Below are 19,830 nucleotides of genomic sequence, written 5' to 3' on the forward strand. Positions count from 1 at the left end.
GTTCTGACCTTTGTTTCGCCACGGCTCCCTTGCAGGAGCGAGCTCGCTCCTGCAGGGATAAAGGCGTTATTTTTCTTAAGCCTGCTTTGTCACTTCGCTGTCGCGCCCGTCGTCGTATTGCGACAACCACTGCACCGCCGCATCGCGATAACGGCTGAAGCCCTTGTAGTCGACCAGTTGCTGATCCAGGTCGCGCAGCACCCGGTGCATGCGCCGGGCCCAGGCCGGGTTGGTGGCGATGTCTTCGAGGCTGAGCAGGTAGGTGCGGATCGGGAAGACGATGGCGTTGCTGCGCGGCAGGCGATGCAGCGGTTGCAACTCAATGCGCAGGTAAACCAGTTTGCCGGCATTTTCCGCGGTCACGATGGTCCGGTCCGGTGCCCATTCCGGCAGGCTTTCGGCCGAGACCTCGAGGCGCGGGTTGACCGTCAGCGACCAGTTCAGACGCCGCACCGGATGCCCGGTGCGCAGGCGCAGCAGGAACTTCAGCGCACGGTCGAGCATGCCGATTTCTTTCACCAGCGGCACCGGGCCGTGGAATTCTTCCCAGCTCATGCCGAGGTTGAATCGCAGCGAATAGTCGGCGCGCTGGGTGGCGATGCCCGCCCCCCAGTACAGTGTGCCGTCGCGCTCCTCTTGCAACACCCAGTCGCCCTGGGCCTGGCGGGTCACGTACTCCATCGGCTCGTAGGGCAGGGTGGCCGGGTCACCGAAGGTGAAGCGGTCGTCAATGTCCAGCAAGCGGTTGGTCCAGTGCCACTGGCGGCCTTCACGCTCCAGGCTGAAGTACTGCGGGTAGTCCCGGGCGTAGGATTCCATGATCAGCTCGAGCAAATCCCATTGCGCCTCCATCATGTGCGGCGCCGAGACATAGTGCATGCCCGGGTCTTTCTCCAGGGTGATCGCCCGGTCGCGGCATTCGCTGATGTAATGCTCGTCGATATCGAACGCGGCGCGGAAGGCACCGTCTCCCACCGAGACATGGGGCTCGAGGTTCATCGAGTACATGTAATTGTCATCGGGAAACGGGAAGGGCGCGCGGGCGATGCATTCCGGGCTGTTGGCGAAGGTGTAGTCGTCGCGGTAGGTTTCGTCGGGATTGAATGGGATGTTCATTGTTTTTTTTCTCCGTCGATCAGAGGTCGATGACCAGGCGATTGCATTTGGCGCGGGACACGCAGGGCATGATTTTCTTGCCGCTGGTTTTGTCCTCGTCGGACAGCCAGTCATCGGTGTGCAGCAGCTCGCCGTCGAGCTCCAGCACTTCGGTTTCGCAGTGGCCACAGGCGCCGCCACGGCACAGGTAAGGCATGCTGTAACCGGCGGCTTCCACGGCTTCGAGCATGGTCTGGTCGGGCGAGACCTCGATGGTCGCGCCACTGCGGCCGAGGGTGAAACTGAAGGCTTCGCCGCCGCTGCTTTGCTCCAGGAAACGTTCGAAGTGCACGTGGCTGTCGGTCCAGCCCAATTCGCGGGCGCAGGCCAGGGTGGCATCGATCATGCTGTCCGGGCCGCAGGCGTACACGTGACTGCCGAGCGGGCGATCGGCCAGGACCCGGCCGATGTCCATGCGCGCTTCGATGCCCTTGCGATACAGGTGAACCTTGTCGCCGTAGGTCGCCTGCAGCTCTTTGCCAAGTTGCGCATGTTCTTCGCCGCGCACCGCGTAGTGCAGCTCGAACGGCACCTTGCTCAGGCGCAACTCCTCCAGTTGGGAAATCACCGGGGTGATGCCGACGCCGCCAGCAATGAACAGATGCAGGCGTGCCTGTTTGATCAGCGGAAACAGATTGACCGGCGGCGTGACTTCGATCAGATCGCCTTCATTGACGCTGTCGTGCAGGGCCACCGAGCCGCCGCGACCGCTTTGCACGCGACGTACGGCAATCTGGTAGCTGCTGGTGTCGTAGGGCGAGCTCAGCAGCGAGTAAGGGTTGCGCAAGGTGTTGCGGTCGTTGGCGATCAGCACCACCACATGGCTGCCACCGGAGAACGCCGGCAAGTGCTCGCCGGTCGGTGAGACCAGGGTGAAGCGCTTGATTTCCGGGGTCACCGATTCGATTCGGGCCACGCGCAGATTTAAAGTCCCAGTGTTCTGGCTCATGTGTCGAGCTCCTCGGCGGGCGGCAGTTCGCCCGGTACTTCGGCATCGGCCTTGACCGCCTGAAACGCTGCCAGCCGCCGGGAATAGTGATCGCGCACCACCAGCGTCAGGCCGCAACCGGGGCAGTCGTAGACACGTTGGGTGACGTTTTCGGTATAGGTGTCGCAGTGCACGCACCAGACCCGGCGCACCAGCGTGCCGGAATGTTCGCGCAGCACTTCATCGCGATTGAGGTCGTAGCGGGTGGCCACTTGCATGGCGCTGCCCAGGAAGCTTTCCGACCCGGCGAGGTACAGACGGGTGCCCATGCGCGCATCGAAGAGCAGGTCGTTCAGGTCATCGATCAACGCCTGGTTGCTGGCGTACAGCTTCAATTGATGGCCTGGATGCTCCTGCAATTGAGCGACAAAGTCCTGCCCGGAAAAGGATTCGCGGGAATACAGCAAGGTGATGGGCCGGTCCAGGCCGGCCATTTCGTCGAGCAGGCGCAACATGGCGCGCCCGCCACTGCCTTGCCCCGCAATGATGTGCCGCGTACCGCCCGGCAGCGGTTGCAACTGGTCATAGACCGGTCGGCTTTTGATCCCGGTGATCAGCATTCTTGTTTTTTCTCCTGACTATCGGCTCGGCTGATGAAAGCCGGCTGTGATGCAACGCCCAACGACGGTGGGTTGCGATAGCAGGAGCACAGGGCGTGCCAGTTATTCAAGTTATTGAAATTAAAGGGTTTTATTGTTTGTCGAGGATGGCTTTGGGGTAAAAATAACGATGGGTGTAGGCATTTTTGCAGCATTCAGGCGGGAAGCCACATCACCCCCTGCAGGCGTGAGCGTGCACCCACAGGGTTGTGTGTTGCGGGAATCAAGGCATCAGTCACGCTGCAATTTGCGAATCAACGTACCGATATCGATGCCCAGATACTGCGCCGCCTTGCGTTTGCTGCCGCACAGTTCCACCGCCTCGAGGATGACCTGGCGTTCGAACTGCTGGACCTGAAGTTTGAGGTTCTGCTCGGCGCTCTGATCGGTGGCGCCCTGAACGACGGAGGGCTTCAGTCGTTGCGCTTGCAGCAGCTCCGCGGGCAAATGATGCTCTTGCGCCTCGTCGTCGGCGAGAACCGCCAGGCGTTCGAAGATGTTGACCAGTTCGCGAATATTGCCCGGGAAGTCATAGCTCATCAGACGCTTGCGGCAACCGGCCGACAGGCTCAGGGAAGGCTCGCGATCACCGTTGATGCGGCTGAGCAGGATGTCGATGAGAAACGGCAGGTCATCGCGATGCTGGCGCAGTGGCGGGATTTCCACCGGCAGCACGGCCAGGCGATAGTAAAGATCGGCACGAAATTCACCGGTGCTCACCAAGTGGCGCAGATCCTTGTTGGTGGCCGCAATCACTTGCACTTGCACGGTTTTGCTCAGGGGCGAGCCGACCGATTGAATGGTGCTGTCTTCGAGAAACTTCAGCAACTTGGCCTGTACATGCAAGGGGATCTCGCCGATCTCGTCGAGGAACAGCGTCCCCCCGGAGGCCGCCTCGATGTAGCCTTGCTTGCCGCCCTGCAGCGCACCGGTAAAAGCGCCGCGCTCGTAGCCGAACATCTCCGACTCGAACAGGCTCTCGGGAATGCTCCCGCAGTTGACATGAATGAACGGTCGATCACCCCAGCCGGCCGCACGGTGAATGTGTCGGGCAATGGCCGTCTTGCCGACGCCGGGCTCACCCAGGAGCAACAGTCGCGCGCGCCGGCGGAACGCGCGCACGCCGGTGTCGGCGATGCTCGACAGTTGAGGCGAGAGGTGCAGGGCGTTGTCCTGCGGGTCGCGCAGGCCTTGCGGTTCCGCCGGTCGATTGCCGAGTGATGCCCGCCGTTGCGGCTGGCTGCCGTCGAAGTCTTTCTGGGTCAGCATCCGGAACGGTTTTTCGTAGGCCCCGGTGGGGATGGCATGGGTGCTGCTGAGCAGCACGCGGCCTTCCCGGGAACGGGTCAGGGCGCTGTTGCCTCCGCGATTGAGCGCAGCCAGCAAGTCGTCGTAATTCAGGGCCGAGCGCTGGAAGAAATCGCGCTCGGACAACCCGATGGCTTGCTGTTTCGACAAGCGGTTGACCCGCTCGGCGGCGAGGTTGAGAAAGCGCACCCGACCTTCGCCGTCAGTGACGATCAGTGCTTCGCTGAAGCTGTCGAGCAAAGCGTGCAGTGCCGGGGTTTCCAGCAAGGCACCCAGCACTTCACTGCTGGCATTGACCGAAGAGCGCATGCCCATCTGCAACGAGGGCGGCAGGTTCGAGTCCTTCATGGATGCAAATCCTGGACGCGACGCCCCTGGCATTCGCGAAACACCGCCACCCGCCACGCCACGCCCTCACGGACCAGGATGCGCGAGCAGTGCACATTGAAATTCCGGTCGCGCCCATGCAAATCAGGTAGCGGCAGGCTGTGCCAGGTGCGTTCGGGCAAGGCCATGTCCAGCAGCAACTGTGCGATCCCGGCGCCATGGGTGATGCCGAACGTGTCTTCGAACGCCGCATTGCGCCACTGCGGCTGCAGGTGTTCATCGATCACCAACACGGCGTCGGGCACGGCATCGAACACCCGGCGCAACGCTTCGATGCGCTGCTCGGCGTCGTGCTGCATGCGCAATTCCTGGCTGACGTCGCGAATGCTGCCCCACATCCGCAGCAGTTGCCCGTTGATGATGGTTGCCCGCACATCGTTTTCAACGTAGGCCGGCGAGCCATCGTGGCGACGGTCCACCGAGAGGGCGCAGTCGACGCTGAACCCGGCCTCGATCAAGCGCCGCACGAATGCTTCGTTGGCCGGGCTGCGAGGCCAGTACAGGCGGACGGGCTGCTGATTGAAATCGACATCCGACGGCATCTCGTAGACATCGGCCATGGCGCGGTTGCACAGGCGCCAGTGGGAGTCGTTTTCAAAGACCTGGCGGACAATTTCGTCCGGGGTATTGTTGATGTTCACCGCTTCGGCGAATTCGATGCACCAGTACGCCACCTTTGCGCTCTGCAGCATCTGGCTCATCACTTCGTTGGCGTTGTGCATTTCCCGCAGCCGGTGGCCCAGCGATCCGAGGGGGATTTTCACCAGGTGCAGGCGCGCCGGTTGCACGGTCCGCCATTCCAGCAGGCCACTGGCGATCACGTGCAGCAGGCCGCCATTGTGGCGAATCAAGGTGAGCTCCAGGCTCGGGATGAGTTCGTCGGCAGGCGGGTTGGCGAACAGCGACTGCAAGGCACGCACCGACTCGACGCTGAAAATGCGTTCGATCGGTTGCGCCAGCAGTTCCTCCAGTGCATAGCCCAATTGATCGCTCAGGCTGGCGGACAGGTTGAGCAGTTGCCCGTCGGCGCTGACGGTGCTTGCGAGGGGCTGGGCTTTCTTGGCCAGCAAATTCAGGATATCCATGGATGGATCGGCTCGATATTGGCGTTTGAGTATTTGGATAGGGCACATTGCATGCCAATCGAAACGCTTATAAACATTGATGTTTACGAAGGCCTGTCTGGCTGAGTGCTGTGATAATGCAGCAGTTCATGTATATTTACAGCACTTTGCCGGGCCGGACACGCTACCCGATGAATGACCCTGTCGCGGCTGATCGCTGGAGCGGTGAGGGCGATAGCATTTTTCCATCCAGCCACGTGTTTCCCAGGATGAAATCGGTCTAAAAACGGCCACCCATTGCCTGAGTGCTTTGCTAATCTGAAGTTGTAGGTGAAAACGCAGACTGATGCGCAAGCGGTTAGCGAGGAGGCGTGGGGCGCGCTCCGAAGGGTACACGGTTAGAAAGATCTCCGCGCTGAGATCCAGCCCTTATGCCGTGTGAAGCAGGACAGTGTTTAGTTGCATCATGGTTACATGACTGTTCTGTGGGAGGCCTGATAAACCTTGTAAGCCAGAGACCAGCGCTGGCCACCTACTTAACCTTCGAAGCCCGCCTTGAGCGGGCTTTTTAATGCCGTTCGCGCATTCCTGCAGGAGCCAGGCATAGGTAACGCAATTCGACTGGCAGGGCTCGCCGGCTGTGCTAGCGTCTTGAGGTCAACCCTCATTTGCGAGCTCCCCCATGGACGAGACTATCGTTAATGTCACCACTGCCAAGTTCAACGCCCTCATCGCCATCGTTCAGGCCTACGGCGCTGCTTTCGCGGTCAAGATTCTCACCGCTATCGCGTTCTGGATCGTCGGGCGCTGGCTGATCGGCTTTGCCGTCCATATGGTGCAAAAGGCCCTGGGCAAGCAGAAGGTCGACCCGACTGTGTTGCGCTATGTGGGCTCGGCGATCACGGTGACGCTGAACATCATCCTGGTGATCGGCATCCTCGGTTACCTCGGCATGCAGACCACCACCTTCGCCGCGCTGCTCGCCGCGGTCGGCCTGGCGATCGGCATGGCCTGGTCGGGGTTGTTGGCCAACCTGGCGGCTGGTGCCTTCATCATTGTCCTGCGCCCGTTCAAGGTGGGCGATTTCATCTGCGCTGGTGGGGTAACAGGCACGGTCACCGAGATCGGCCTGTTCGCCACGGCGATCAATACCCCGGACAACGTGCTGACCCTGGTGGGCAACAACAAGATCTTCAGCGACAACATCCAGAATTTCACCCACAATCCGTTCCGCCGTGTTGAACTCAAGGCACAGCTGTCCGGCGCCGCCGACTGGAAGGCGGCGGCGGCCTTGCTCAAGGAGAAAATCGCGACCCTCCCCAACGTGCTCGCCGAGCCGGCGGTGGATGTGGAGATCCTGGAGTTCAATTTGGTAGGGCCCGTGTTGGCGGTGCGTCCTTATTGCCACAATGAGTACTATTGGCAGGTGTATTTCGACACCAATCGCACCATCAAGGATGCCCTCGGCGAGGCGGGCTTCCCGGCACCGATGCCGGCGCAAACGGTGATTTTCCAGCAGGGCGCTACCTTGCCCGGAGCACTGACCAAGGAATGACGGCGTCAGTTCGATTGCGGTCATGGGTACCGGGTCGCAATCGACTTCATGCGGAGCAGGATCAATAAATGCAGGATGTTCGCCCCAACCCAACGCTGACCCTGGAATATTGTGTCGAACGTCCGATATTCATGGATTTCTTGCAACACGCGAACCGTACACCCGATGCTACCGCTGTCATCTCCCACGATGCATCGTGCAGTTATCATCAACTTGAGCGCATAAGCCGGGGCATTGCCGGCTTTCTGATCGAAAAGGGCGCCCGCGAGTCAGACCGGGTGGTCATCGTTTCCAATCGCTGCGCGGGCCTGGTCTACGCCATGCTCGGCGCCTCGCGGGCCGGGTTGACGTTCAGTGTCGCCGACATGGCCTATCCCGCTGCGCGCATCGACCAGATCATTCGCATCCTGCAACCCTCGTTTGTGCTGCTTTGCGGCGGGGCGACCTTCGATCCAGGGCCTGAACAACCGGGGCAGGGGACTGCTCATCCGCAAGTGCTGCAGATTCCCGAATCGCCGGACGAATCCCTGCAAGCGTTTGCCATCGCTCCCGTGGATTTGCCTGAAGTCGACCCGGCTCATCCGGCCTACATCACCTTCACATCGGGCAGTACCGGTGAACCGAAGGGGATTGTCACCCACCATGCGCCGCTGGTTCATTTCATCGAGTGGCATACCCGGCATCATTCGCTATCCGAAAATGATTGCTTTTCCCTGTTGTCCGGACTGGGTCATGACCCCGTCTACAGGGACGTCTTCACGCCGCTGTCCATCGGCGCGAAAGTGGTCATTCCGGCACAGTCGCTGGTTATCGATCCATCGGCCCTGGCCACATGGCTGCATGAACATGCCATTTCGGTCATTCACCTGACGCCGCCCCTGGGCAAGCTCATTGAAGCAGGCGCAAAGATCAATGGAACCCGATTCAACGATTTGCGCTACCTGTTTTGGGGTGGCGACGCCCTGAGCGATACCTTGTACGAACAGATGCGCGTCATTGCGCCCGATGCAAAGAGCGTGAACTTCTACGGTACGACGGAAACGCCACAGGCCATGGCGTTTCACCCGCTCGATCCCGCCGCCGACAATTCGCGGATACCGCTGGGCAAAGGCATAGACGGGGCACAACTGCTGGTCGTGAATGACGCCAGTCAGTTGGCCGGCATTGGAGAAGTGGGGGAAATCCTGATTCGCAGCCCCTATCTGTCATTGGGTTACTGGGGCGACGCGGCGAAGACCCGGGATAGTTTTGTGGTCAATCCCTTTACCCGTCTCCCGGATGACATTTGCTACAAGACCGGCGACCTCGGCACCTACCTTCCGGATGGCAGTGTCATGTTTCTGGGGCGGGGTGACAGTCAGGTCAAGATTCGCGGGCACCGAATCGAACTGACTGAAATCGAGGGCGCCATTTCGCGCCATCCTCGAATCAAGCAGTGCGTTGTGCTGGCGGCGAATGACCGTTCCAGCGTGAGGCTGGTGGCCTATTGCGTTTCAACCCAGCCTGTTTCGTCGGTTCAATTGCGCGAGCATGTCAGCAAGGCACTTCCCGACTACATGGTGCCGGCGTTGTTCGTGTTTCTGGACGCCATTCCACTGACGCCCAATGGCAAGATCGATAAGCGGGCGCTGACTGCAGCGGGCGCTTCGACGCAAGCGGCGTCCCCGGGCTCGGACCAGAATCTGTCGCCGATCGGGCTCAAGCTGGCGGACGCCTGGTCTGCAATCCTCGACGTCCCGCATATCGACGCCAACCTGTCGTTCGTGGAGCTGGGCGGCGATTCGCTGTCGTTCGTCCAGGCGTCAATGGTCCTTGAGCGGTTGATCGGGCATCTGCCCGAGCGATGGGAAATGCTGCCGGTCCGTGATCTGGGTGAGTTGGCCAATACCGCCAGACCGTCGAGGCTGGCCGTTCGGGCAATGGAAGTTCCCGTGTTGCTGCGGGTCATGTCCATCGTGATGATCGTTGTCGGGCATTTTCAACTGTTTAAGGATTGGGCGTTCTTCGGCGAAACGGCGGTGTTGTTCGTCGTGTCCGGTCTCAGCCTGGCGAGGTTTCAATTTCAAGCCATCAATGAACGCGGTAACGCCAGTACGCTCGTCAAGTCCGTGGCCACTATCGCAGTGCCCACCGTCCTGTATACGTTGTTGACCCAGCTGCTTTTCGACAGGTTTCACTGGCAGTCCGTGTTGATGATTTCCAACTGGTTTGCCCCCAATGACATCGGCTACTTCACCTATTGGTACGTTGAAGTGCTGTTGCAGATGATTGTGATTATCGGGCTAGTGTTGTCGTTCGAGCGCGTCAGGCAAATCATCCTTTCCAATCCGTTCCGTTATTTGCTCATGGCGTCCTGCCTGTTGGCGGTGGCTGATCTGTTGATCAGTCTGTATGTGTTTGATGCTTCAGCGCTCGATAACCGGGTGCCGCAGCATTTCCTGGCGATCATGGTGCTCGGCATGGCCATTCACTATGCCGACTCCACCCGGCGCAAATGGATGGCCAGCGCGGTGGCGGTCATTGTGGTGGGCGGGCGAGATTTACTGGAGTTCTACGGGCATGGCTTGCCTGCGGTTGGCATGAGCGAATACATCGATGTGGCGGTGCCGGCGGTGCTCGCGGTGATCTGGATCCGCTCGGTGCCCGTGCCAGGACTCATCGCGCGTGGGCTCGCCGCCATCGCGGCGTCAACGCTGTACATCTATCTGACGCACTTCCAGTTCCAGTCCGTGGCCCGTCGCCTCAATGACAGCCCTGCACTGGCCGTGGTAATCGCCATCGTCGGCGGGATCGTGGTCGGTTACGCCTGGAACAAGTTCGTGCGAATCGTGTTGATGCGCTTCAACGGCGCCGAGAAGAAGCGCCGTGCGCAAAAGATTGAGCGGGTGGCCTGACGCCGATGTTTTCGTCAGGTCGCCACTTCACGGCTATCCTGATTTCCATGTTCTTGATGCCGTTGCGCTTCGTTAACCGGAGTCAACTGTTGCCTGGATGATGGGTACCTTCTGGCAGGGAAGGGTCTTTCGGCGTTCCACAGGCTTTTCTGGATGAAAAGCGGTGGTTGCACGGATAAATGTGGCAGCGATGAACACAAGGGTCGAACTGGCAAGAGACGAAGCGGCTCCAGGCGTCTTGGTGCAAACACTGGAGCAGGCTATCGACGCCGTGGTGGTCGTGGATGCGCAGGGCCTCGTGGTGTTTTTCAATGCCGCTGCCGAACGCTTTTGGGGCTGTTCGCGCATTGAGGCGCTGGGCGGTAACGTCAGTGCCCTGATTCCCCGGGGGCTTGACCCCAACCCTGACGATTCTGCCAGCGAGCACCCGGACGGCGGCGTCCATCACCTGGCAGGCGGCAGTCTGGATACGCGGATCGTGCGCCAGGATGGTCAGGAGCGCTGGGGCGTGATGTCCGTCTCGACAATCGTCATGCATGACCAGTCCCTGCGTGCGGTCTTTCTCAAGGATGTCACGCACCTGCGCGTGCAAGACCTCGAGCATCGGTTGCTATCGATGTCGATCAATGCCACGCATTCGGCGACGTGCATCGTCGACGCCCATCGACAGCTTATCTACGTGAATGACGGACTGATCCGCTTGCTGGGGTATTCCCGTGAGGAGGTGATCGGGCAATCACCCTTGCTGTTCTTCGTGCCCGACGCTCGGGCCGAGACGCAAGCGGAGCCGGAGCTGGAAGCCATTCTCTGTGGCCAGCCTCACGAGTTCAGCGCCCTGATCAGCAAACGCAGCGGACAGCGCCTGTGGGTGCATGTGTCCTCGACACCCGTCTTCGACGCTCAAGACCAGCTCGAACACGTCGTGATCGTGCTGACGGACATTACCCAGTCGAAGTTGCATGAAGTGCTGCAGAACAAAGTCATTGGCGCATTGCTCAAGGAGGAGTCTCTGGAGAGCGTGCTGACATTGTTGTGCCATGAAATTGAACGCATCGCCCCCGAAGTCATCGTGTCGATCCTCAGTGTTGATCCGCAAGGAATTCTGCATCCCCTGGCCAGCCCCGGCTTGCCGGTCGAATACTCCAGGGCCATCGAGGGCTTGGCCATCGGCCCGACGACGGGGTCCTGCGGTACGGCCGCCTACCGGGGCGAACCGGTGCTGGTGACCGACATCAACAACGACCCGCTGTGGGCGGACTACAAGCAGCTGGCACAACAGTCCGGTTTGCAGGCCTGTTGGTCGATGCCGGTGCGCAACGGTGCCGGGCGCATCGCCGCGACCTTTGCCCTGTATTTCCGGGAAAGCCGTGGGCCGGACCCCTTGCATGGCCACTTGGTCAAAGCGGGCACGCATCTGTGCATGTTGGCCCTCGAACGCGAGCAAGCCCGCCAATCCATTCGAAAAATGGCCTTTTACGATGGATTGACCGGCCTGCCCAATCGCAGTTACCTGCTCGCCCAGGCACAACGCACCCTGGGCGAAATGGCGCGAGAGCAGGCGGAGCTGGCCGTGCTGTTTGTCGATCTGGACCGTTTCAAGCAAATCAACGATGCGTTGGGCCATGCCTCGGGTGACGAGTTATTGCGCGTCACGGCGCACCGGCTGCGCAGCCTGTTGCGAGAGTCCGACCTGGTCGGGCGTTTGTCCGGCGACGAATTCGTCCTGGTGCTGCCACGCATGAACGCGACACAGGTCGCGACTTTTCTGGAGCGGATGATGATGCTCCTGAGTCGCCCGATGACGATCGCGGGCATGTCGGTGGTCGTTTCGGCCAGCATTGGCATCAGCCTGTTCCCCGGCGATGGGCGTGACATGGAGACCCTGCTGCACCGTGCCGACATTGCGATGTATCAGGCCAAGCGCATCGAACGCGGCAGCTTCAGCTTTTTTGTCGAAAAGATGAACCGGATCGCTCAAGACCGATTGGTGCTGGAAACGGCGCTGCGCAACGCCATGGCCACCGGCAACCTCGAGTTGTTCTACCAGCCGCAGATCGACCTCAACAGCGGCAGGCTGGTGGGTGTCGAGGCGTTGGCACGCTGGGCGCATCCAGCCCTGGGCGACATCTCGCCAAGGCAATTCATACCGCTGGCCGAGGAGTGCGGGCTGATCAATGAACTGAGTCAATGGGTGCTGCAAGCGGCTTGCGAACAACTGGCCGGCTGGCGTCGACAGGGATTGGCGATTGCGTCGCTTTCGATCAACCTGTCGCCGATCAACTTTCATAACCTCGATCTGGCCGAACTGATTGCCGGCCAATTGCAGCGATACGGTTTGCAACCCGCCGACTTGTGCGTGGAAGTGACCGAGGGCGTGGTGCTTTCCAACAGTCCTGGCACCTGTAAAACCATCCGCGATCTGCACGCGTTGGGGGTGCGGTTGGCCATCGATGATTTCGGCACGGGCTATTCCAGTCTGGGGTATTTGCGGCATCTGCCGATCAGCGAGCTGAAACTGGACAAGAGTTTTGTCGACGACCTGGAGCACGATACGTCTTGCCGGGCACTGAGCGAGTCGGTCATCGGCATCGGCAAGAGTCTGTCGTTGACCGTGGTGGCCGAAGGCATCGAGTCCGCCGTCCAGCGTGACATCCTCAAGGCCCAAGGGTATGAGGTCGGCCAGGGCAATTTCTTCTCGGAGCCACTGCCTGGCCAGGCGTTCGTGCAATTCATTGATTCGGTGAATGCGGGCGCGATGGCGTGGAACGGGGCAGGGTCACTCTGCATGGGGGCGGGGTTTTCGAGCTGATTCAGGGACGGCCTGACGATGGCACTGTAAACTGGCCGCCCGGTTTCGACCGACCCTTTACCCCCTCGAGCAAGAGTTTCCCATGGCCAATCAAGACATCACCTTCGTTCCTGACCCCGATGCCGATTCCATCTCCTCCGACGTTACCGGTTTTGGCGGCCTGCTGGTCTCCACCCAGATCCCGACCCGTGCCGACGGCAGCCTGGAGCTGGGCGACATCACCCTCCAGAGCGAATGCACCCTGCAGGCGCTGAAGGTTGCGCTGGAGCGTGCCGGCAGCTCCATGGACCGGGTTCTGCACCTGACCATCTACCTCACCGACATGGCCGACCGGGCTGCCTTCAACGAGGTTTACCAGCGCTTTTTCGCCAAGCCATGGCCGGTGCGCGCCGCCGTGGGCGTAGCCGCTTTGGCGGTCGAAGGCATGCGCGTGGAAGTCACCGCGATGGCGGCCAAGGGCTGAAAACACCCCATGTGGGAGCGAGCCTGCTCGCGATAGCGGTGTGACAGTCAACACCGTTGACGGCTGATAAGCAGCCATCGCGAGCAGGCTCGCTCCCACAAAGAACTCAGGCCAATCCGTTCAGGCATGCGCCATCGGGCAGCCTGTGGATGCCGCTCAAGGGTTTCGCCGCTACAATGCGTGCCTTGATCGTGACAAGCCAGACTAAAAACACATGTCCCTACCCAAGCATCACCTCGAATTGCTCAGTCCCGCCCGCGACGTCGCCATCGCCCGCGAGGCCATTTTGCATGGCGCCGACGCCGTGTACCTGGGGGGGCCAAGCTTCGGCGCCCGCCACAATGCCTGCAACGAGGTGAGCGATATCGCCCGGCTGGTGGAGTTTGCCCATCGCTACCACGCCCGGGTGTTCACCACCATCAACACCATCCTGCACGACAACGAGCTGGAGCCGGCGCGCAAGCTGATCCACGAACTCTACGATGCCGGTGTCGACGCGCTGATCGTCCAGGACCTGGGCGTGATGGAACTGGATATCCCGCCGATCGAACTGCACGCCAGTACCCAGACTGACATCCGCACCCTGGCGCGGGCGAAGTTCCTCGATCAGGCCGGTTTTTCGCAACTGGTGCTGGCCCGCGAGCTGAACCTGCAGGAAATCCGCGCCATCGCCGACGAGACCGACGCGGCGATCGAGTTCTTCATCCACGGCGCGCTGTGCGTGGCTTTCTCCGGCCAGTGCAACATTTCCCACGCGCAGACCGGCCGCAGCGCCAACCGGGGCGACTGCTCCCAGGCCTGCCGTCTGCCGTATACCCTCAAAGACGAAAAGGGCGGGGTGATCGCCTACGAGAAGCACCTGCTGTCGATGAAGGACAACAACCAGAGCGCCAACATCCGCGCCCTGGTCGAAGCCGGCGTGCGCTCGTTCAAGATCGAAGGGCGCTACAAGGACATGGGTTATGTGAAGAACATCACCGCCTACTACCGCCAGCGCCTGGACGACGTGCTTGAAGACCGCCCGGACCTGGCCCGCGCCTCCAGCGGCCGCACCGCGCACTTCTTCCTGCCCGATCCGGACAAGACCTTCCACCGCGGCAGCACCGACTACTTCGTCAGCGAACGCAAGATCGACATCGGCGCCTTCGATTCGCCGACCTTCACCGGCCTGCCGGTGGGCGTGGTGGAAAAAGTCGGCAAGCGCGATCTGCTGGTGGTCACCCACGAGCCGCTGTCCAACGGCGACGGCCTCAATGTGCTGGTCAAGCGTGAAGTGGTGGGTTGGCGCACCAACATCGCCGAGCCCAAGGGCGAGTTCGAAGAGGACGGCGAGAAGCGCTACCGCTACCGCGTCGAGCCAAACGAGATGCCCAAAGGCTTGCACCAGTTGCGCCCCAATCACCCGCTCAGCCGCAACCTGGATCACAACTGGGCCCAGGCGCTGCAAAAGACCTCCGCCGAGCGCCGCATCGGCCTCTCGTGGGTCGCGCGCTTGCGTGAAGATCGCCTGGAACTGACGGCTACCAGTGAGGAGGGTGTCAGCGCCAGTGTTGCCCTGGACGGACCGTTCGGGGTGGCCAACAAACCGGAGCAGGCCCTGGAGCAACTGCACGATCTGCTGGGCCAACTGGGCACCACCGAGTACCACGCCACGGACATCAAGCTGGACGCACCCCAGGCCTGGTTCATCCCCAACTCGCAGCTCAAGGCCTTGCGCCGCGAAGTGATCGAAGCGCTGACCGTGGCGCGCATTGCCGCACACCCACGGGGCGCTCGCAAAGCCGAGACCACTCCACCGCCGGTGTACCCGGAATCGCACCTGTCGTTCCTGGCCAACGTCTACAACCAGAAGGCTCGTGATTTCTATCACCGTCACGGCGTGAAGCTGATCGACGCGGCCTACGAGGCCCACGAAGAGACGGGCGAAGTGCCGGTGATGATCACCAAGCACTGCCTGCGTTTTTCCTTCAACCTCTGCCCGAAACAGGCCAAGGGCGTCACCGGCGTTCGCACCAAGGTCGCGCCGATGCAACTGGTGCACGGCGATGAAGTGCTGACGCTGAAGTTCGACTGCAAACCGTGCGAAATGCACGTGATCGGCAAGATGAAGGGCCACATCCTGGATCTGCCGCAACCGGGCAGTGTTCAGTCAGTGGTCGGCCACATCAGCCCTGAAGACCTGCTCAAAACCATCCCGCGCGCGCCTCACTGAGTGACGGGCGAGCACGACGCCGTGGCGTCCTGCTCGCCGCCGACTCAGGCCGGTTCGCCGCGTCGGCTGGCCAGGGCGATCAAACACGCAGTCCCGATCAGTCCCCATGCCACCATGAACGTCACGCGCATGCCGCTGGCAACCGCCTCGGGAGGCGCGGCATTGATGTCGATCGAATTCGATGCCAGCGCAAACACCGCGCCCAGCACCGAGGCGCCGGTGATCAGCCCGAGATTGCGCGACAGGTTGAGCAACGCGGAGACCAGACCCCGTCGGTCCGGCGCCACATTGCTCATGACAACGGTATTGTTGGCGGTCTGGAACACCGCGTAACCCAGGGTGATGATGACCATGGGTGCGAGGTAGCCGGCGATACCGAATGTCCTGGGCAGCGCCGACAGCGTGAAGCAACCCAGCCCCAGGGCGATGAGCCCGGCCAGGGTCATGCGCCGCGCGCCGAAGCGGTCGGCCATGCGCCCGGCGGGCACGCCGGCCAGTGCCGCCACCAGTGGCCCGACCGACAACACCAACCCGACCCCGACCGCATCCAGCCCGAGCGCCCGAGCCAGGTAGAACGGCCCGACCACCAGCGTTGCCATCATCACCGTCGTCACCAGCAGGCTCATGGCCAGGCTGGCGCTCAACTGCGGATCGCGGAACATCCCCAGGCGAATCAGCGGCGCAGCGACCCGGGCCTCCACCCGAATGAACAGGCCGACGCCCACGCACGTGACCAGCAACAGGGCGATGTTCAACGGACCAAAGTGGCCGCGGCCGAGGGTCATGGCCAATGCATAAGCGCCCAGTGTCAGGCCCAGCAACAGGCTACCCAGCGGATCGAAACCGCTGCCCACGGTGTCCGCCTTGCGCTGATCGGCTGGCAAGTAGCGATAAGCAAGCAGCAGCGTCACCAGGCCCAGCGGCAGCATCATCAGAAACATCGCCCGCCAGCCGAATCCGCCGATCAGCAGGCCGCCGAGTGAAGGGCCCATTGCGGTGCCAATCGCCGACATTGTCCCGAGCAAGCCCATGGCGCTGCCGGTCCTCTCCTTGGGCACGGTCTCGCTGACGAAGGCCATGGTCAGGGCCATCATGATCGCCGCGCCCAGGCCTTGCAGGACCCTCGCGCCGATCAGCAGGCCGAGGGTCGGTGCCAGGCCGCACAAGGCCGAAGCCAGGGTAAAAACGGCGATCCCGCCCAGGAGCAGGCGCCGCCGTCCGGTCAGATCGCCGAGCCGCCCGACACTGACGATCAGCGTGGTGATGGCCAGCAGATACGCGAGGACGATCCACTGCACCTGTTGAAAGGAGGCCTCGAACACCTGGGCCAGCGTCGGCAAACCCACGTTGGCGATGCTGGTGCCGAGGGCGGACAGCAGCATCGACAATGACAGGCTGGCCAGCGCCCACCTGACGGATCCTGTTCGTTGCGCGCCCTCTGTCATGGTCGTTGTGGAATTCATGGGGTCCCCTCTCGTGGCCACTCCCGATTGGAGCTATCGGAAATCTACGCCCGCGACTAACATGGCGGAAGACGCACCTTTTGCACTTAATACATGCGTTCAACGCCCTATAAGCTCGCCACGAGGCATTGCATGTCCAGCGCCGATTTCAACTTGCTGATTACCCTTGATGTGCTGCTGGCAGAAGGCAGCGTGGCCCGCGCCGCCAAGCGCTTGCGCCTCAGTCCGTCAGCGATGAGCCGGGCGCTGGCGCGATTGCGCGAAACCACTGGCGATCCGCTGCTGGTCAGGGCCGGACGCGGTCTGGTGCCCACGCCTCGGGCACTGGCCTTGCGAGAGCAGGTCAGCCAACTGGTGCAGGAGGTCGAAGCGGTGCTGCGTCCGGCCGAGCAACCGGACCTCACGCAATTGGTTCGCACGTTCACCCTGCGCACCAGTGAAGGCTTTGTCGAAAATTTCGGCGCCAGGCTGATTGCGCGCATCGCCGAACAAGCGCCCGGTGTGCGCCTGCGCTTCGTGCACAAACCGGACAAGGACAGCACGTCACTGCGCGACGGCACGGTGGATCTGGAAACCGGGGTGGTGGGGAAGGGGGCCGGTCCGGAATTGCGCACCCAGGGTCTGTTCCGTGACCGTTTCATCGGCGTGGTGCGTTCGGGGCATCCGTTGAGTCAGGGCCCGATCAGCGCTGCGCGTTTCGCTACGGGCCGTCACATTGGCGTGTCCCGGCGCGGTCTGGACAAGGGGCCAATCGATGACGCGCTGGAACGGCTCGGATTGGAGCGCGAGGTCGCCACCATCGTCGCCGGCTTTTCGACGGCACTCTCGCTCGCCCGGACCAGTGATTTGATCGTCAGCGTGCCGGAGCGCCACACGGCCGACCTGCGCGAAGGCATGCACAGTTTCGAACTTCCGGTGTCATTGCCTTCTTTCACCGTGGCCATGCTCTGGCACCCTCGACTGGATGCCGATCCGGTGCATCGCTGGTTACGTGAATGTCTTCGAGTGGTTTGTTCGGAATAGAAAGTAAGCGGAGAAACAATAAGTTTAAAGTGTTGGTCGAACGCACGTTGTATTGAGGGGCGGTGTTAAGCTGCTGTTACTGATTTTTGTAGTTATTAATTTTTTGTCATATCGACGGGTGGATTTGTTATAAATCCCGTTTGAACTTTTGGCTTGAAGTGCGGTATGCGCAAATATCATTTGTTGCAGGCGCTGATACGGAAATCTTCGCCAATACATTGAATGGCGCAACGCTATCAAGGTGGCGATTCACTAGTATCGTCGATGTATTCAATAATTTATTTTATGAACACAATTAAGTTGCTGATTTAAAAAATAAAATTATTGATTTTAATGCGGCTTCAGAGTGTCGCGTCGTTGGCTTAATGTAGCGGGACTGCAATGAAAGTTTGGCGACGAAGTGCTGTTGTCGCCTATCTGGAAAAAAATCAAAATAAATCGAGCGCTTTTCTTCAGCGGTGCTAGTGTTGGTCACTTCAATAAACCGCACTTGTCGTTCTGTAGAGGACGTGCGTCATGTCGATTCCAAATATTCGAATCGCGATACTCGGTAATAGAGTGCCAAGTCTGAACCTTCCGGAACTTGAACACTTTTCCGACTTGGGCAGCTTGTTGGCGGCCCGCGCGTTTGATGTGGTACTGCTGGACATGCCCGCCGCTTATGCGGGGAAAGTGCTGCGCAAGCTGCGCTCGATCCCGCCTTATCGCTACACCCTGATTTACTGTTGCCGCGACCAGGATGGCTGGTGTGAAGCCTTGGGCGATGGTGCGTGCCCTGTCGAATCCAGTGAAATCAGGCAGCTTTGGGTAGCCTGGAAGGAGCGCTTCAGGCTGTTCGAACAGGGGGCCACCCCCGAGCGATTCGAAAGCCGGGTATTGTCCTGGTTGTGGTTACGCGACAACGCCCATGTGTACGCGTTGCGCGACCCGGAGGTGCCCCAGCATTACCGTTACCCGCTACTCGAAGCCCTGGCTGACAACGAGCAGATCAACGCATTCGTCTGGCTTGGCTTGATGGTGCAGCAGGACTGGCTGGAAGAGGGGGTGCTGGTCGATCGTGTTCGCCTCTGTTCAGACTGTGGTTCAGGACGGCTCAATTACATCGACGTGTGCGCCGAATGCCAGGCCCTGGATATTTCGCGGCAACCCTCATTGCACTGCTTTACCTGCGGGCATGTGGGGCCGCAGGAATCCTTTCTCAAAGACGGGGTGCTGCTGTGCCCCAACTGCTTGAGCCGGCTGCGTCACATCGGCACGGACTACGACCGGCCGATGGAGAACTATCGCTGCCGGTCATGCCAGGCGTTCTTTGTCGATGCCGAAGTGCAGGCGCGCTGTCTGGACTGCGGCTTGTCCCATACGCCGGACAAACTGCGAGTCCGCGAGGTCAGGGATTTCCGCCTGAGCGAGGCCGGGCGGTTTCGCTGCCGCCAGGAGTTCAGTGATCGTTCGGTGCAGAACTTCGGTCGACTCAACCTGCTGGGCGGCAAGGATTTCTATGATCTGCTGAGCTGGCAGATCCAGGTCGTGCGCCGATACCCGTCGCCGACCTTTTCGGTGATCGGTCTGCGCTTCGTCAACCTGGCCGGCACGTTGTCGCACCTGGGGGAACAGCGCGGCCATGCCTTCATCGACAGCGTGGCCGATCGCTTGAAGGAAACCGTGCGGGAAACAGACCGCTGCTCGCGAAGTACCGAAGAGTTCTTCTGGATCATGCTGCCCCATACCGATGGCAAAGGCCTGGAGTGCGTCAAACAACGCCTGAGCCGGATCGCCGAGCTGTTTTCCGCGCCAGAGGTCAGCGACCTTTCCCTGCGTGTCGTCAGCATCACGGCGCCCGATGATCTGCTCGATCAGGAAAACGGTGAACTGCTGCTGGCCCGTTTGGCCGGTGAGTTGGTGTGACACCC

At 60.9% G+C, this 19,830-nt stretch carries 13 protein-coding genes; 7 read left to right on the forward strand and 6 right to left on the reverse strand.

Features of this window, described 5'->3' with window-relative positions; all coding sequences use genetic code 11:
* Positions 1-75: 75 nt before the first annotated feature.
* The 5 genes from AC1Q6D_RS06300 to AC1Q6D_RS06320 all read right to left on the reverse strand — a co-directional run bounded on the left by AC1Q6D_RS06300 (position 76) and on the right by AC1Q6D_RS06320 (position 5,522).
* Entirely contained in the window at positions 76-1,116 is a 1,041-nt protein-coding gene (locus AC1Q6D_RS06300) for a heme-dependent oxidative N-demethylase family protein (RefSeq protein WP_047527969.1), read from the reverse strand.
* 19 nt (positions 1,117-1,135) lie between these two features.
* Positions 1,136-2,104, reverse strand: a complete 969-nt coding sequence (locus AC1Q6D_RS06305; RefSeq protein ID WP_103404830.1) for a PDR/VanB family oxidoreductase — start codon at positions 2,102-2,104, stop codon at positions 1,136-1,138.
* Positions 2,101-2,703, reverse strand: a complete 603-nt coding sequence (locus tag AC1Q6D_RS06310) for a dimethylamine monooxygenase subunit DmmA family protein (protein WP_047527973.1) — start codon at positions 2,701-2,703, stop codon at positions 2,101-2,103. Before AC1Q6D_RS06310 ends, AC1Q6D_RS06305 begins: the two co-directional genes overlap by 4 nt.
* Positions 2,704-2,973: 270 nt before the next feature.
* Positions 2,974-4,398: a sigma-54 interaction domain-containing protein gene (locus AC1Q6D_RS06315; protein WP_103404829.1), complete on the reverse strand. Its 1,425-nt coding sequence runs from the start codon at positions 4,396-4,398 to the stop codon at positions 2,974-2,976.
* Entirely contained in the window at positions 4,395-5,522 is a 1,128-nt protein-coding gene (locus tag AC1Q6D_RS06320; RefSeq protein WP_047527975.1) for a PAS domain-containing protein, read from the reverse strand. The genes AC1Q6D_RS06315 and AC1Q6D_RS06320 overlap by 4 nt, the downstream gene beginning before the upstream one ends.
* A 661-nt stretch (positions 5,523-6,183) precedes the next feature.
* Between AC1Q6D_RS06320 and AC1Q6D_RS06325 the strand changes: the two genes are divergently transcribed.
* The 5 genes from AC1Q6D_RS06325 (at position 6,184) to AC1Q6D_RS06345 (ending at position 15,434) form a co-directional block, all read left to right on the forward strand.
* Positions 6,184-7,056, forward strand: a complete 873-nt coding sequence (locus AC1Q6D_RS06325) for a mechanosensitive ion channel family protein (protein ID WP_103404828.1) — start codon at positions 6,184-6,186, stop codon at positions 7,054-7,056.
* 68 nt (positions 7,057-7,124) lie between these two features.
* Entirely contained in the window at positions 7,125-9,950 is a 2,826-nt protein-coding gene (locus AC1Q6D_RS06330; protein WP_103404827.1) for an amino acid adenylation domain-containing protein, read from the forward strand.
* A 190-nt stretch (positions 9,951-10,140) separates the two neighbouring features.
* A complete protein-coding gene (locus tag AC1Q6D_RS06335) occupies positions 10,141-12,759 on the forward strand; it encodes an EAL domain-containing protein (RefSeq protein ID WP_103404826.1) in 2,619 nt (872 codons plus the stop codon).
* Between the two features lie 82 nt (positions 12,760-12,841).
* Positions 12,842-13,222, forward strand: a complete 381-nt coding sequence (locus AC1Q6D_RS06340) for a RidA family protein (RefSeq protein ID WP_103404825.1) — start codon at positions 12,842-12,844, stop codon at positions 13,220-13,222.
* Between the two features lie 214 nt (positions 13,223-13,436).
* Positions 13,437-15,434 carry a peptidase U32 family protein gene (locus tag AC1Q6D_RS06345; RefSeq protein WP_103404824.1) on the forward strand — a complete coding sequence of 666 codons (1,998 nt, stop codon included), beginning with the start codon at positions 13,437-13,439 and terminating at the stop codon, positions 15,432-15,434.
* Between the two features lie 44 nt (positions 15,435-15,478).
* Here the strand turns inward: AC1Q6D_RS06345 and AC1Q6D_RS06350 are convergent, their stop codons facing one another.
* Positions 15,479-16,897: an MFS transporter gene (locus AC1Q6D_RS06350; RefSeq protein WP_103404823.1), complete on the reverse strand. Its 1,419-nt coding sequence runs from the start codon at positions 16,895-16,897 to the stop codon at positions 15,479-15,481.
* Between the two features lie 132 nt (positions 16,898-17,029).
* On the opposite strand from AC1Q6D_RS06350, the gene AC1Q6D_RS06355 reads away from it, so the two are divergent.
* Together AC1Q6D_RS06355 and AC1Q6D_RS06360 are read left to right on the forward strand one after the other, a co-directional pair.
* Entirely contained in the window at positions 17,030-17,920 is an 891-nt protein-coding gene (locus tag AC1Q6D_RS06355; protein WP_103404822.1) for a LysR family transcriptional regulator, read from the forward strand.
* A 516-nt stretch (positions 17,921-18,436) separates the two neighbouring features.
* On the forward strand, positions 18,437-19,825 hold the full coding sequence (locus tag AC1Q6D_RS06360) for a TackOD1 domain-containing metal-binding protein (RefSeq protein WP_103404821.1): 1,389 nt from the start codon (positions 18,437-18,439) through the stop codon (positions 19,823-19,825).
* Positions 19,826-19,830 lie beyond the last annotated feature (5 nt).

The organism is Pseudomonas sp. MT92, assembly GCF_058792515.1.

Bases quoted from the DNA above. Each gene is read 5' to 3' on its own strand.
- AC1Q6D_RS06300 (WP_047527969.1), bottom strand. From the start codon at position 1,116: ATGAACATCCCATTCAATCCCGACGAAACCTACCGCGACGACTACACC.
- AC1Q6D_RS06320 (WP_047527975.1), bottom strand. From the start codon at position 5,522: ATGGATATCCTGAATTTGCTGGCCAAGAAAGCCCAGCCCCTCGCAAGC.
- AC1Q6D_RS06360 (WP_103404821.1), top strand. From the start codon at position 18,437: ATGTCGATTCCAAATATTCGAATCGCGATACTCGGTAATAGAGTGCCA.
- AC1Q6D_RS06325 (WP_103404828.1), top strand. From the start codon at position 6,184: ATGGACGAGACTATCGTTAATGTCACCACTGCCAAGTTCAACGCCCTC.
- AC1Q6D_RS06340 (WP_103404825.1), top strand. From the start codon at position 12,842: ATGGCCAATCAAGACATCACCTTCGTTCCTGACCCCGATGCCGATTCC.
- AC1Q6D_RS06350 (WP_103404823.1), bottom strand. From the start codon at position 16,897: ATGAATTCCACAACGACCATGACAGAGGGCGCGCAACGAACAGGATCC.
- AC1Q6D_RS06315 (WP_103404829.1), bottom strand. From the start codon at position 4,398: ATGAAGGACTCGAACCTGCCGCCCTCGTTGCAGATGGGCATGCGCTCT.
- AC1Q6D_RS06355 (WP_103404822.1), top strand. From the start codon at position 17,030: ATGTCCAGCGCCGATTTCAACTTGCTGATTACCCTTGATGTGCTGCTG.
- AC1Q6D_RS06345 (WP_103404824.1), top strand. From the start codon at position 13,437: ATGTCCCTACCCAAGCATCACCTCGAATTGCTCAGTCCCGCCCGCGAC.
- AC1Q6D_RS06335 (WP_103404826.1), top strand. From the start codon at position 10,141: ATGAACACAAGGGTCGAACTGGCAAGAGACGAAGCGGCTCCAGGCGTC.
- AC1Q6D_RS06310 (WP_047527973.1), bottom strand. From the start codon at position 2,703: ATGCTGATCACCGGGATCAAAAGCCGACCGGTCTATGACCAGTTGCAA.
- AC1Q6D_RS06305 (WP_103404830.1), bottom strand. From the start codon at position 2,104: ATGAGCCAGAACACTGGGACTTTAAATCTGCGCGTGGCCCGAATCGAA.
- AC1Q6D_RS06330 (WP_103404827.1), top strand. From the start codon at position 7,125: ATGCAGGATGTTCGCCCCAACCCAACGCTGACCCTGGAATATTGTGTC.